The 13,476-nt window shown below is 67.1% G+C and carries 12 protein-coding genes and 3 tRNA genes; 9 read left to right on the top strand and 6 right to left on the bottom strand.

Annotation, left to right across the window (positions count from 1 at the left end):
* Nucleotides 1–23 precede the first annotated feature (23 nt).
* The gene (locus ACOQPE_RS15695; RefSeq protein WP_420609804.1) at nt 24–497 is read right to left on the bottom strand and encodes a cupin domain-containing protein; all 474 of its coding nucleotides are present in this window, start codon (nt 495–497) and stop codon (nt 24–26) included.
* A 136-nt stretch (nt 498–633) separates the two neighbouring features.
* Between ACOQPE_RS15695 and ACOQPE_RS15690 the strand changes: the two genes are divergently transcribed.
* From ACOQPE_RS15690 to ACOQPE_RS15680, 3 genes are all read left to right on the top strand, one after another.
* A tRNA-Arg gene (locus ACOQPE_RS15690) sits at nt 634–707 on the top strand.
* Between the two features lie 132 nt (nt 708–839).
* Entirely contained in the window at nt 840–1,445 is a 606-nt protein-coding gene (gene folE / locus ACOQPE_RS15685; RefSeq protein WP_420611409.1) for a GTP cyclohydrolase I FolE, read from the top strand.
* 81 nt (nt 1,446–1,526) lie between these two features.
* Nucleotides 1,527–4,436 (top strand): ATP-dependent DNA helicase UvrD2, encoded by a 2,910-nt coding sequence (locus tag ACOQPE_RS15680; RefSeq protein ID WP_420609803.1) that lies wholly within the window; start codon nt 1,527–1,529, stop codon nt 4,434–4,436.
* A gap of 15 nt (nt 4,437–4,451) precedes the next feature.
* Here the strand turns inward: ACOQPE_RS15680 and ACOQPE_RS15675 are convergent, their stop codons facing one another.
* Together ACOQPE_RS15675 and ACOQPE_RS15670 are read right to left on the bottom strand one after the other, a co-directional pair.
* The gene (locus ACOQPE_RS15675; RefSeq protein ID WP_420609802.1) at nt 4,452–5,108 is read right to left on the bottom strand and encodes an NUDIX hydrolase; all 657 of its coding nucleotides are present in this window, start codon (nt 5,106–5,108) and stop codon (nt 4,452–4,454) included.
* A gap of 77 nt (nt 5,109–5,185) precedes the next feature.
* Nucleotides 5,186–6,028 (bottom strand): LLM class F420-dependent oxidoreductase, encoded by an 843-nt coding sequence (locus tag ACOQPE_RS15670; RefSeq protein ID WP_420609801.1) that lies wholly within the window; start codon nt 6,026–6,028, stop codon nt 5,186–5,188.
* A gap of 233 nt (nt 6,029–6,261) precedes the next feature.
* Between ACOQPE_RS15670 and ACOQPE_RS15665 the strand changes: the two genes are divergently transcribed.
* Nucleotides 6,262–6,453 (top strand): ferredoxin, encoded by a 192-nt coding sequence (locus ACOQPE_RS15665; RefSeq protein WP_419855975.1) that lies wholly within the window; start codon nt 6,262–6,264, stop codon nt 6,451–6,453.
* A gap of 140 nt (nt 6,454–6,593) precedes the next feature.
* Nucleotides 6,594–6,667, top strand: a tRNA-Pro gene (locus tag ACOQPE_RS15660).
* 4 nt (nt 6,668–6,671) lie between these two features.
* Here the strand turns inward: ACOQPE_RS15660 and ACOQPE_RS15655 are convergent.
* Complete coding sequence (locus ACOQPE_RS15655) at nt 6,672–8,168, bottom strand: CoA-acylating methylmalonate-semialdehyde dehydrogenase (RefSeq protein WP_420609800.1); 1,497 nt, start codon at nt 8,166–8,168, stop codon at nt 6,672–6,674.
* 150 nt (nt 8,169–8,318) lie between these two features.
* Between ACOQPE_RS15655 and ACOQPE_RS15650 the strand changes: the two genes are divergently transcribed.
* The 4 genes from ACOQPE_RS15650 to ACOQPE_RS15635 all read left to right on the top strand — a co-directional run bounded on the left by ACOQPE_RS15650 (nt 8,319) and on the right by ACOQPE_RS15635 (nt 11,054).
* Nucleotides 8,319–8,831, top strand: coding sequence for a VOC family protein (locus tag ACOQPE_RS15650; RefSeq protein ID WP_420609799.1), 513 nt, complete (start codon nt 8,319–8,321; stop codon nt 8,829–8,831).
* Between the two features lie 3 nt (nt 8,832–8,834).
* Nucleotides 8,835–9,785, top strand: coding sequence for an SDR family NAD(P)-dependent oxidoreductase (locus tag ACOQPE_RS15645; RefSeq protein WP_420609798.1), 951 nt, complete (start codon nt 8,835–8,837; stop codon nt 9,783–9,785).
* Nucleotides 9,786–9,857: 72 nt separating this feature from the next.
* Nucleotides 9,858–10,943, top strand: a complete 1,086-nt coding sequence (locus ACOQPE_RS15640) for a glycine cleavage T C-terminal barrel domain-containing protein (protein WP_420609797.1) — start codon at nt 9,858–9,860, stop codon at nt 10,941–10,943.
* A 36-nt stretch (nt 10,944–10,979) separates the two neighbouring features.
* A tRNA-Gly gene (locus tag ACOQPE_RS15635) sits at nt 10,980–11,054 on the top strand.
* 84 nt (nt 11,055–11,138) lie between these two features.
* Here ACOQPE_RS15635 and ACOQPE_RS15630 read toward each other — a convergent pair.
* Both ACOQPE_RS15630 and tig read right to left on the bottom strand, forming a co-directional pair.
* Nucleotides 11,139–11,774 carry an ATP-dependent Clp protease proteolytic subunit gene (locus ACOQPE_RS15630; RefSeq protein ID WP_420611408.1) on the bottom strand — a complete coding sequence of 212 codons (636 nt, stop codon included), beginning with the start codon at nt 11,772–11,774 and terminating at the stop codon, nt 11,139–11,141.
* 53 nt (nt 11,775–11,827) lie between these two features.
* Nucleotides 11,828–13,387, bottom strand: a complete 1,560-nt coding sequence (gene tig / locus ACOQPE_RS15625; RefSeq protein ID WP_420609796.1) for a trigger factor — start codon at nt 13,385–13,387, stop codon at nt 11,828–11,830.
* Between the last annotated feature and the right edge of the window lie 89 nt (nt 13,388–13,476).

Here is a 13,476-nt window from a genome sequence, read left to right as displayed (position 1 = left end):
GCGGGCCTCAGTTGCGCTCGGGGTCAGCTTGCGAGTTCTCGGGCTTGTTCTCTGAAGGACTCGATGGTGTTCTCGGCCAGGATGTTGTGGTCGGCGTCGAGCACTTCGAACATCCGGCCCGTGGGCTCGTGCATCGAGAACAGCACCAGCGAGCCCTCGGGGCCGCCGCGCTCCATGTGCACGTCGCCGCCGGGGCCGCTGCAGTACGTGCCGGCCGGCCGGACGTCGTGGCGCACCTCGTTGCCGTCGTCATCGATGTCGATGACGTGATGCTCTCCCTCGAGCACCAGCGACGTCGTCGTGGCCACGTGTCGGTGGAAGTGGCAGTAAGCGTCTGGCGCCCAGCGAATGAGCAGGTCCAGCCGCCCGATGTCTTCCTGGTGGCCGAGCACGGCGATGTCGTAGTCGATCGGGTAGTCGAACCGTGGCCCGCCCTCGTAGTGGATCCACTTGAGTTCGTTGGTGTCGAAGCGGAAACCAAGATCCTGCTCGGTCACGTTCGGTCTCCCTTGAGCGTCGAGGCCATCTGAAGGCCGGTCTCAGAAATGTACCGAGCAGGCCATCGTTGTGTCGCTGATCCCTTGGACCAGCGCCAGTTGGGTGGCAGGATGGCTCGGGGTCCGCGTGGCCCATGCCCCCGTGGCGCAACTGGACAGCGCAGCGGGCTTCTATCCCGCCGGTTGCAGGTTCGAGTCCTGCCGGGGGCGCATCGGTTGCCGCAGGTCGCGATCGCAAATCGCGATGGTGTCCGCGGTTGACGCGGGTAGGTTCAGCGGATGCCGCAGGGCTCAGTTTCTGACACGAACGCTGCTGCGACGCCCGCGGTCGCCGATGGTGCGATGTCGATCGCTGAGACGAATGGTGCCGTGACCGACCAGCAGGTCGACACGGACCGCATCGAGAAGGCAGTCCGGGAGATCCTGCTCGCGATCGGCGAGGACCCTGATCGGGACGGCCTGCAAAAGACGCCCAAGCGCGTCGCTCGCATGTATGCAGAAGTGTTCGCTGGCCTGCAGGAAGACCCCGAGCATCACCTGAAGGTGCAGTTCGAGACCGGCCATGACGAGATGGTCATGGTGCGTGACATCCCCTTCTATTCGATGTGCGAGCACCACCTCATGCCATTCGTAGGCCGTGCCCATGTCGCCTACATCCCCGGCGAGCGAGGCATGATCACCGGCTTGTCGAAACTTGCCCGGCTCGTCGAGGCCTACGCCCGCAGGCCGCAGGTGCAAGAACGGCTCACCACCCAGGTCGCCGACAAGCTGATGGAGGTGCTCGAGCCGCGGGGCACGCTCGTGGTTGTCGAGGCCGAGCACCAGTGCATGTCGATGCGGGGTGTGCAGAAGCCCGGTTCGCTCACTATCACCTCGGCGGTGCGCGGACAGTTCCGCAACACGGCCACCCGTGCGGAGGCGATGCACCTCATCGGCGTCGGCCGCTAGCGGGCCACATGCTGAGCCACAGGCCGAACCGCGGGCACGGTGCTGTGCCCAGGCCACGTTCTGCGTGAGCGCAAGTCGCGCATGAGACTGACCGCGGACGCACTCGCCGGCCCACCCGAGTTAGGACGCAGCGTTCTGGTACAGCCGGGCGACGCGGCACCTGGCGCGTGGGCCGACTGCGAACGCGTGCACGTCAGCCTCGGTGATTTCAGCGCGGCGGCTGGCCGCTGTTTGCGTGACGCTTGGTTGCAGCGGACCCGGCTGGTCATTGAGCTCGACGGTGATCTGCCCGATGCTGCGCCGGTGTGGCAGGCGCCGTGGTGGGAACTGTCGCCGGGACTGACCATGCGATCGGAAGTGCTGGCGCACCTCATCACCGCTAACGCCGTCGACGCTCGGCAGCCCGAGCAGGCCCGATTCGCTCCCGTTGAGGCGGCGCTGCGGCTCGGCGGCGTGTTCGCGAGCGAGTCGAGCACGCATGCCGAGAGCGACGGCGATGTGCTCACCGATGCCGGGCCGGTGTGGTGCGACGGAGGGCCGCTGGAGGCGTTCGAACTTGCTGCACCGGTGGTGCCTGCAGCCAATCTGGCGGCAGGGAACCTGCGCGGGGTGCAGCCGGCCATGCCGCAAGCCGACCTGGCACCGGATCAGCAAGCGGCCGTCGGCCACCTGGGCGGGGCTGCGTGCATCGTGGCACCGGCCGGGTCGGGCAAGACCCGGGTGCTCACCGAGCGGGCGCGCTATCTCGTGAGGGACCTGGGGGTTGCCGCGGAAGCGGCGTGCTTGGTGGCCTTCAACGTCCGAGCCCGCCGCGAGATGGAAGAGCGCACTCGTGACCTGAAGGGACTGCAAGTGCGGACCCTCAACAGCATCGCCCTGGCCATCTGCAACGGCACTGGTCCCTTTGCCCGCCCAGCCGGCCGGGGCCGGGTCGAGGTCATCGACGAGATGGGTGTGCGAGATCGCCTTGACGGCCTCGTCAAGCGTCGCCGGAGGGCGATGACCGATCAGCTCGCACCATGGCTGGAGGCACTGAGTGCTTCACGGCTGGGGTTGCGCGACCCCGTCGAAGTCGAAGGCGATTTCCAGCCTGACGTGCCGGAGTTCTCGACGTTGGCGCCGCAATACGTCAAGAGCCTGACTGCTGACGGGTTGGTCGACTTCGACCAGCAGATCATCGGGGCGATCGAGATCCTGCTAGTCGACCCGGCAGCCCGTGCCGCTGCACGCCGTGCGTGCGGTGCGTTGCTCGTAGACGAATTCCAGGACTTGACGCCGGCCCACCTGCTGATGATCCGGCTGCTGGCGGGGCCGCGCGCCGACGTGTTCGCTGTCGGCGACGACGATCAGACCATCTACGGCTACGCCGGAGCGTCCCCGCAGTGGCTCATCGATTTCGACAAGTACTTCCCGGGGGCGGCACGTCATCACCTGAACGTGAACTACCGCTGCCCGCCGCCGGTGGTCGACGCAGCGATCAACCTGCTGTCACACAATCGCCGCCGCATCGACAAGCAGATCACCGAGGCAACTCCCGATGCGTCCATCGGCGACGCGTCATCGACGATGGAGTCGCAAACCCGACAAGACGGCGACCGCAACGACGGGGCACTCGCCGTCAAGACGGGGCCGGAGTCGGCAGCGGCGCTGCGCGAGACCGTGACGGCCCTGATCGACAGCGGCACCCAGCCTTCCGACATCGCGGTGCTGACGCGGGTCAACAGCACGCTGCTCGTGCCGCAGATCGTGCTCGGGGAGATGGGCGTAGCGGCGGACGCGCCACTGGGTCGTGGGTTCATGGAGCGCACCGGTGTCGCAGGCGCGCTGGCGTGGCTCAAGTTGGCGGTCGCGCCCCGTCACGCACTGCCTGGCGGCGCGCTATCGGATGCGGCACGCCGGCCGCCGCGCGGAATCTCTCCTCGCGTGATCGAGTGGATCGGCGAGCAGCGCAGTCTCGGCGCGCTGCGCGCGCTGGCGGCCCGACTCAGCGACGACCGCACAGCGACCAAGATCGACGAGTACGCGGACGACATCGACATGCTGCGACAGCGAACCGCGAACGAGCAGCTCACCACCGAAGCCATTCTCGAGATCGTTCGGGATGAGCTGGGCTTGGGGTACAGCCTTGACACCCGCTTGGATGCGTCGCGCCGGTCCGTGGACAGGTCCGCTCACGGTGATGACCTGCGGGCGCTCATCTCGGTGGCGCACCTGCACCCCGACCCGGCCAGCTTCGCTGCGTGGTTGGCTGACCGCTTGTCAGGGTTCGGCGCCTCGGACGCAGCTGGCTTCGGCAATGACGAGGCCCGCCCGCCAAGCGGGGCTGCGCCGGCGAATCCGGCGGGGCAACCGGGTGTGCGGCTCGCGACCGTCCACCGGGTGAAGGGCCTCGAATGGCCCCACGTCATCGTCTATGAGGCCTCCGAAGGCCTCATGCCGCACCGTCTCGCCCACGACATCGAGGAAGAACGCCGTGTCTTCCATGTGGCACTGACTCGCTGTGCTGTATCCGTGACCTTCATCAGCGACGATCCGCCGTCGCCGTTCTTGGTCGAGCTCAGCGAACTCGCTCCGCCGCTGCCGGCCGAGCCCGAGCCGATGCTCGACGGATCAGCGTCGCGAGAGTCCGGGGGAGGCGCAGGGTCCGGAGTTGGCCCAAGGTCCGGCAGCCGCGCCGGCCAGGGCGACCCAGCCGACCCAGCGGTACTGCCGGGCACCGGCTCGCAGTCAGCGGCCCGCCGACCCAAACCCGAACCGCCAACCGATCCGAACGATGCGGCACTGTTCGAAGCGCTGCGCGCCTGGCGCCTCGAGCGAAGTCGTGCAGATGGCGTGCCCGCATATGTTGTGTCGGCAAATGCAGTTCTCATTGCGCTGGCCACGCAGCGTCCCCGCAACGACGCTGAGCTTCTCGCGGTACCGGGCATCGGGCCGGCCAAGCTGGAGTCCTACGGCAGCGCGATGCTGGCCCTCATTGCCGAGCACGCCTGAGCGACCGGCTCGGCCTTAGACGGCGAGCGGGCCTTGGCCGGCGAGGAATCGCTGGGCCATCACCATCAGCACCACCCAGTACTCGGCACCCGGCACGAAGTCGTCGAGCGTCACTTCGAACGTGACCTCGCTGGCGTCGGGATGCCCGGCCGACGAGACGCCCTGCACCGTGAGCGAGCGGGAACCGCCGAACAGTGCGAGCAGGTCGGCGATTGGCGCGTCGAGCACCGCGTCGACCTCGTCGCGGGCCAGCACGTAGTCGGCGAGCGGCCGGTCGTCGCGCAGCAGGTACACGCTGGTCAGCTCGCAGTTCAGTGTGCCCTCGCCGCTGTCGTCGGCCAGCCGGCGTACGCCGAGCGGCACGAGGTCGGTGCCGGCGGGGGACAGGCCGAGCTCTTCTTCGAGCTCCCGCACCCCATCGAGCGGTGTCTCGCCGGCGGCGAGATGCCCGGCCGCACTGACGTCGATCAGCCCCGCAAAGGCCGCCTTGGCGCGAGAACGCTGCTGCAGCACCGCGGTCGGCACGCCGTCACGCAGCGTCACGATCTGGCAGTGAAACACCCGGTGCCACTCGCCGCGTTCGTGCACCTCGTCCCGTGGGGCGGTGCGCACGTAGCGCCCCACCTCGTCGACAACATCGAGATGCTCCACGCCGGGCGCGCTGTCAGTCACCGCCACATTGTTCCCGCTGGCGCGGCCAGCAGTGTGCAATCCCGCAGGCCCGAGGCCTGCGGCGGAACGTGAAGCTGCTACAGCAGCGCCGTGTACTTGTCGAGGATCGGCAGCACCGTGTCGGCATCGGCCGGCGGGAGCCCGAGCACCACACGGGTGCAGCCCGACTCCGCCAAGCTCTCCAGGATCTCCGGTTTGGGGGGCGTGCCGAACTGGCCGAATTCGATCTCATCGGGGTCGCGGCCGGCCTCGATCGCCGACTCGCGGATCTGCTTCATCGGCACGTCGAAGTCGTAGCGGCCCGAGATCGGCATCCAGCCATCGCAGAACTCCACGATGTCGGCGATGGTCTTCGGCCCGGCGGCACCGCCGAGGATGACCTTCGGGCCGCCCTCCTGGATCGGCTTCGGCCACGCCCACGACGAGTCGAAGTTCACCCAATCGCCGTGGAACTCGGCCTCGTCATTGGTCCACAGCTCGCGCACCGCCAGCATCATCTCGCGGGTGATGGCGCGCCGGTCGGTGTATTTCACGCCGTGGTTCCGCAGCTCCTCCTTGTTCCAGCCGTAGCCGATGCCCAGGATGAACCGGCCGTTCGAGATCCGGTCCACCGTGGCGGCTTCCTTGGCCAGCCAGATCGGGTCGCGCTGGGCAACGAGCGTGATGCCGGTGCCGAGCATGATGTTCTCGGTGACCGCTGCGGCGGCGCCCAGCGACACGAACTGGTCGTGTGTGCGCCAGTACTCCTCGGGCAGCGGCGGTGCGCCCTCGTTTCCGCCCCAGGGCGTTTCGCGGCTCGTGGGAATGTGGCTGTGCTCGGGGAACCACAGCGACTCAAAGCCTCGTTCCTCAACAGCCTTGGCCAACTCGACCGGCCCGATGGCCTTGTCGGTGGGGAACATCATTACGCCGATCTTCACAGTGGTCCTCCTGTAGGTAGGGAAGCGCTTGCGCTAGCGGCCGGTCGCGGCCGCCGCTGAGAGTAACGGGCAGGAGTCGCCGGTGCCCGACTGCTGGGAGGTGCAGGCGCGGGCCGGAGCGGTGCCGTTCCTGCGGCGACGTGGCGTAGCGTTGCGCTGACGCATCGGGAGCAAGCGTTCGGCTCGCAAGAATGGGAGCCGGCAACTGGGATGCCTGACGAGCTGGAGGCACAGTGAAGATCACCATTGACGTCGACAAGTGCATCGGCAGCGGTTCCTGCGAGATGATCGCCCCGGGCATCTTCGAGGTGGGCAACGACGGTCTCGTACAGCTCCTCGAAGACAGCCCCAGCGCCGAACACCACAGCGCCGTGCGAACTGCAGCCGCGAGCTGTCCCACCCAAGTCATCGCCGTCGACGATTGACCTCACCGCGTCGCACCGATTGTCGGCAACGCGAAGCGCCGGCATCGATCTAATAATCCACGCAGGCCCTCCGTACCGCCAGCGGTACGATCGATCTTCGAAGCAGAACCGTCAGCCCTGCTGACTCAGCTCTTCAGACTCGGGAAGTGGCGCAGCCTGGTAGCGCACCTGCTTTGGGAGCAGGGGGTCGTGGGTTCAAATCCCGCCTTCCCGACTGCCTAGCGGGCGGTGGGGAATCCCAGGTCGACGCCGCGGTCGGCGGGGTCGGGCCAGTGCTCGGTGACCGCCTTGAGGCGGGTGTAGAAGCGGATGCCTTCGGGACCGTGCATGTGGTGGTCGCCGAACAGCGAGTCCTTCCAGCCTCCGAACGAGTGGTACGCCATCGGCACCGGGATCGCCACGTTCACGCCGACCATCCCAACCGGGGCCTCACGCCGGAACCGCCGCGCCGCCCCGCCGTCACGGGTGAACAGCGCCACGCCATTGCCGAACTGGTTGTTCTCGATGAGCTCCATCGCCTCTTCGAACGAATCCACCCGCACCAGGCACAGCACGGGCCCGAAGATCTCGTCCTCATAGACCTTCATCTCAGCGGTGACCTCATCGAGCAGCGTGGGCCCGACCCAGTAGCCATCGGGGTGGCCATCCACTACCAGCTCACGGCCGTCGCGCCGCAGCACCGCGCCCTCGGTTTCGCCCAGATCGATGTAGCTCAGCACCCGGTCGCGGTGTTCGGCGGTCACCAGCGGCCCCATGTCCATGGGCTCAGCGTCGAGACCGGGGCCGATGCGCAACGCGTCGATGCGCTCGCAGATTTCCTCCGACAAGTCATCCGCGACGGCCCCCACTGCCACGACCACCGAGATGGCCATACAGCGCTCACCCGCTGAGCCATAGCCGGCCGACACGGCGGCGTCGGCCGCCTGGCCGATGTCGGCATCGGGCAGCACGATCATGTGGTTCTTCGCCCCGCCGAGCGCCTGCACCCGCTTGCCGGCCATCGACGCCGTGCGGTGCACGTGACGGGCAATGGGCGTGGAGCCCACGAAGCTCACAGCGTCGATCCCCGGGTGCTCGCACAGCGCATTCACTGCATCGGCATCACCGTGGAGCACGTTGAACACCCCGTCGGGCAGCCCCGCCTCGGCGAACAGCTCGCCGATACGCACCGCCACCGACGGGTCTTTCTCGGACGGCTTGAGCACGAAGCAGTTGCCGCAGGCGATGGCCACCGGGTACATCCACATGGGCACCATCGCCGGGAAGTTGAACGGCGTGATGCCTGCCACCACGCCGACCGGCTGGCGCACTGTGTAGGCGTCGTGCTCGGTGCTGATGTCGTCGGTGCGCTCGCCTTTGAGCAGCTGGCCGACACCACAGGCGAACTCCACCACCTCGATGCCTCGCCGCATCTCGCCCAAGGCGTCGGCCCGCACCTTGCCGTGTTCGGCCGACACCATCTCGGCCAGCTCCAGGCGGTGCTCCTCGAGCAGCTCGCGGAACGCGAACATCACCGCTGCGCGCGACGAGATGGAGGCCTCCCGCCACCCCTCCCACGCTGTGCGTGCCGCGCTCACGACGGCATCCACATCGCCCGGCGAGGCCATGGGCACCGCGGCGATGACGCTGCCCGCGACCGGGTCGGTCACCTCGAACATCGTCTTCGGCGCACCCTGCGTGCGCTGACCTCCGATCCAGTGGTCGACCTGCCTCATGTGAGTCCTCCTTGCCGGCAGCGCTCAGCGTCGGGCGAGCGCGCCGAATACCCGTCTCCAATAGGCCCTGATTTTCGCAGCCTTACGGGGTGGGTGGGAACGCTCAGCGGCGGCATCGCGGCCAGCAGGCCGTGGCTAGAGTCCGCGCCCATGAGTGATGTGAATCCGATTCCTGCAGATCGGCCTTTCGTCGTGCCCTACATGACCATCGGAGCCCGAACCGACGGATCTCCCGGAGGAGCGGCCGATGCCATTGAGTGGTACACAGCCGCCTTCGGTGCCCAGGAGACCAACCGCCAGATGGCGCCGGGCGGCGACAAGGTGATGCACGCCGAGTTAGTGCTCGGCGACGGCTTGCTCTTCCTGGCCGACGACTTCCCGGAGTGGGGAGGCGAACCCTCTGCGCCTGCGGCACTGAACGGTTCGACCGTGACGATGCACCGTTACGTTCATGACTGTGACGCGACCATCGAGAAAGCGGTGGCGATGGGCGCGGAGGTGCTGATGCCGCCCGAGGACATGTTCTGGGGCGACCGCTTCGGCAGCATCCGCGACCCGTTCGGGCACAAGTGGTCGATCGCGACCCATATGCGAGATGTGAGCCCAGAGGACATGGAAGCCGCGGCTGCGGCGATGTTCGCTGATGGGCCTACGGAGGGCTGAGCAATGGCAGTAACTGACTTTGCGGGATGCATCGCCGTGGTGACCGGCGGCGGCACGGGCATGGGCCGCGAGCTGGTTCGCCGGCTGGCAGCTGCCGGGGCGCATGTCGCGGCGTGCGACCTGAACGCCGAGGAGCTGGCACGAACCGCAGAGCTGGCCGCCAGCGGCGCAAGCAGCGTGCGCATCACTACACACGACTGCGATGTGACCGACCCCGACGCCGTGGCGGCGTTCGCCGTCGAAGTTGCTGCCCAGCACGACACCGACCACATCAACCTGCTGTTCAACAACGCCGGCGTCGGCGGTGGCGGCAGCTTCGTGATCGACGATCAGCGAGCCGCCTGGGACAAGACCTTCGAGGTGTGCTGGAACGGCGTGCTGAATTGCGCCCGGGCGTTCATGGACATGCTCGTGCGCTCCGAGGCGGGAGCGATGGTCAACACCAGCAGCATCAACGGCTTCTGGGCGACGGTCGGCCCCGGCCTGCCGCACACGTCGTACTGCGCAGCCAAGTTCGCGGTAAAGGGCTTCACCGAAGCGCTGCAGGTTGATCTGGCCCTGCACGCACCGCATGTCAGCGCCCACGTGGTGATGCCGGGGCACATCGGCACCTCGATCGCGCTGAACAGCTTCTCCGCCCACGGGGTTGACATTCCCCTCATCCGCAAGAACATGGCGGCTCGGGGGGTCGACCTCGATGCCTTCAGCGATGAGCAGGTCGAAGCGATGCTCAACGACCGCAACACCCGGTTCCGTGACGACGCGCCGACCAGTGCTGGGCAGGCGGCCGAGATCATCCTGACCGATGTCCTGGCCGGCCGCTGGCGCATCCTGGTTGGAGATGACGCCTACGCCATCGACCAAGCGGTGCGAAACGACCCCGAAGACGCCTACACCGAAGCGTTCATCGAGCGCTTGCGCGACCAAGGGCACTTGCAGGTGCTCGGCCGCTAGCACCAGGTGGAGTTGATCGTCGGCCCAAGAACCAGGGTCACCCCATTTACCGATCGCGCCGCGGCGGCGGGCATGACCAAGGCGATGGTGTACAATCACACAGTCCTGCCGATTGGCACCGACGATCCCGCGGCCGAATACCGGGCGCTCACCCAGGCGGCAGCGATCTGGGATGTGGGCTGCGAACGGCAGGTGCAGATCACGGGGGCGGACGCCCACCGGTTGACCACCTACCTCTGCGCCCGCGACCTGCGCGACCTGCCGGTAGGCGTGGCCCGCTATGCGCCGATGTGCGATCACGACGGCCGCTTGGTGAACGACCCGATGGCGCTGCGAATCGACGAGACGACGTTCTGGCTCTCGATTGCCGACAGCGATGTGTTGCTGTGGGCACGGGCGGTGGCCGGCGAAGGCGGCTATGACGTCGAGGTCACCGAGCCCGATGTCTGGCCGCTGGCGATCCAGGGCCCTCGAGCCACCGATGTTGTCGCCGCCGCACTGGGGGAGTGGGTACGCGACATCCGCTTCTTCCGTTTCGTCCGCCACGACCACTGCCCCCAAGGCGGCAGCGAAACCGACAGCATCCCCCTAGTGGTGTGCCGCTCCGGCTGGTCCGGCCAGGACGGCTTGGAGCTCTTCCTGATGGACGGCACCAAAGGCGAGCAGCTCTGGGACCTGCTGTGGCAAGCAGGCGAACCCTTCGGGCTCGGCGTGGGAGCGCCGAATAACTCTGAACGCATCGAGAGCTTCCTGCTGTCATTCGGCGGCGACACCGATCCCGAAACCGACCCCGACGAAGCAGGCATCGGCCGCTTCGTCAGCCTGGACGACGTTGACGGCAGCCGTACAGGCCACGACTTCATCGGCAAGGCAGCGCTGCAGGCTCGTCGCGCATCAGGCAGCCAGCGACGCCTCGTCGGTCTTGTGATCGAAGGCGACCCCCCGTCACCACTGCGATCACCACGCTCGATTCAAAGCCCCGAAGGCCACCCCGTCGGCACGCTGCGAGCCCTCGCACGCTCCTCGCGCTTCAAAGCCAACATCGGCTTAGCACTGCTCGACCCACCCTGGTTCGAACCCGGCACCGAGCTCCAAGTCAGCGTCGACAGCACCAACCGAACGGCCACCACCACGCCCCTGCCCTTCAACATCGACTAACCGTGCCGCCGCGCGCCGCTACCCTCGGCGCCCCACGCGGACGTAGTTCAATGGCCAGAACCTCAGCCTTCCAAGCTGATGATGCGGGTTCGATTCCCGTCGTCCGCTCCAGAGAACCTCAGCCTTCCGAGCTGATGATGCCGGCAGCACATGGTGTGCTGCGGGGGGCTCAGTGATTCCCGTCGTCCGCTCCAGCTAGGCGGCGCGGATCGGACCGTCCTCGAGCACCTGGCGGTTCGCGATCACCTCGTCGATGATCCCGTATTCCTTGGCAGCATCAGCATCCATGATGAAGTCACGCTCTGTATCGGTGTGGATGCGCTCAAGATCCTGGCCGGTGTGGTGCGCAATGATCCGCTCGAGACGCTCACGCATCCGGTCGATCTCCCGGGCCGCCAGCTCGATGTCGGTCGCCTGACCTATCGCCTGCCCGTAGGGCTGGTGCAGCAGCACTCGCGCATTGGGCAACGCCATCCGCTTGCCCGGAGTGCCCGCGGCTAGCAGCACTGCGGCCGCCGAGGCCGCCTGTCCCAGGCAGATCGTGGTGATGTCGTTGCGGATGTACTGGGTGGTGTCGTAGATGGCGAACAGTGAGCTGATGTCGCCGCCTGGCGAGTTGATGTAGATGTTGATGTCCTTGTCGGGGTTCTCCGACTCGAGGTGGATCATCTGCGCGCACACCAAGTTGGCCACGACGTCGTCAATGGGCGTGCCCAGGAAGATGATGTTCTCCTTGAGCAGCCGGGAGTACAGGTCGTACGCGCGCTCGCCCCGATTGGTCTGCTCCACGACGGTGGGCACCAGGTAGTTGGTGGCGCGGTACCGCTCGATGCTGTGGTCCCCCTGAGGACGAGCGTCATGCGAACTTGCGGAGAACTTGGCTGTCACGGTGTGTCCCCTCTGTCGTCAGAGTCTGTGCCGTCAAGATCGTCGTCTGTGTCGTCGGTGCCCCCGGCATCGTCAGCCGTGGGCAGTTCGAGCGCCGAACGCTCGATGGTGTCGCCGTCCGGTCCGATGAGTGTGGCGGCTTCTATGGCCCATTGAAGCGCCTTGCTCTTGCAAATGGCTGAGCTCAAGTGTGCAAGCCCGTCGGTGTCGGCGATGACCTCGCGCAGCTGGGCGGCGCTGCGGCCGTCGGTCGCTGCCATGCGTTCCAGCTCTCCGTCGATGTCATCGTCGTCGGCTTCCAGCGATTCGGCCGCTGCCACGGCGCGCAGTGCCAAGTCGAGACGGACGCCACGCTCGGCGTCGTCTCGCAGCTCTCCGATGAACGATGCCGGCTCCTGGCCGGTCGCCTCGAGCCACTCCTCGATCGTCATGTTCCGCTGCTGCAGCCCGCTGCCCAGCTCCTGCATTCGATCCGCGATTGCCCCGCTGATCATGGCGTCGGGAACCGGTCCCTCCACGAGGTCCGCAATCTGTTTCTGCGCCTCTTCCCGCAGCACCATGTTGGCCTGCATGATGCGGCCGAAGCTCAGTTGGCGGGCGGTGGCGTCGCGCAATTCGGCAACGCTGTCGTGCTCGGTGTTCTCATCCACCCAGTCGTCGGTGAGTTCGGGCAGCACCAGCTCCGACACCGTGTTGACGGTGATCTCGAAGTCGATCTCCATCTCCGGTTGCACCGGATGCGGTGCGCTGAACGACAAATCGGTGCCGGCCTCGCAGCCGGTCAGATGCTCGTCGACCTCAGGAACTATGCCGCCGCTGCCGACCTCGTAGAGATAGTCCTGCGCCGCGAGCCCGGGAAGCGGTTCTCCCTCCACCGATCCCTCGATATCGATCGTGACGCGATCGCCTTGCGCCGCGGCACGATCCACCTCGGCGATATCGGCGAACTGGCGGCGCGTCTCGTCGATACGGGCGTCGATCTCCTCGTCGGTCGGCACTGGGCTGGGAATCTCGATCTGCAGGTCCTCGTAGCCCGAGACCGACACCACCGGCCGGATCTCGACGGTCGCTTCGAACGCCACTGGCCCGTCGCTGCCGTCGAGGGTCAGCTCCAGCTCGGGCTGGTTCACCACGTCGACATGGTTGTCACGCACCGCTTCGGCGTAGTAGCGGGGCACCGCCTCTTCGAGCGCCTGAGCACGGCCGATCTCAGACCCGAAGTGCGACTCCAGCACGCGACGTGGTGCACGGCCCGGACGGAAACCGGGAATGCGCACTTCGCGAGCGAGCTTGCGGAAGGCAGCCTCGATGTCGGTGTCGAATGTCTCGGCGTCAACCTCGACGGTCAGCTTGACGCGAGGTCCGATGAACCTCTCGCTCGTGGCCTCGCTGTCGCGTGGGCTGTCCTCGCCGTCCGAGACATCGGTTTTCTCGGCGATTGGGCTCCCGGCGTCGTCGCCCGCCGATGCACCGTCAGGTTGGGACGGATCGGGTTCAGTAACTGGCGCGGGCCCGATGAAATCCGCTGGATCGAGCGGCGTCAGCGTCGTCTTCACGAAGCGCGGAGCCTACCGGCGCACCGGCAGAGCCCCGTTCGGCGCGAGGCACAATGCCTCGCCGCGACGCGTCGTGCCACCGCCGCAGC

Source organism: Candidatus Poriferisodalis sp. (assembly GCF_965219595.1).
Lineage (GTDB): Bacteria > Actinomycetota > Acidimicrobiia > Acidimicrobiales > Poriferisodalaceae > Poriferisodalis.
This window is presented reverse-complemented; position numbering and strand designations above follow the sequence as displayed.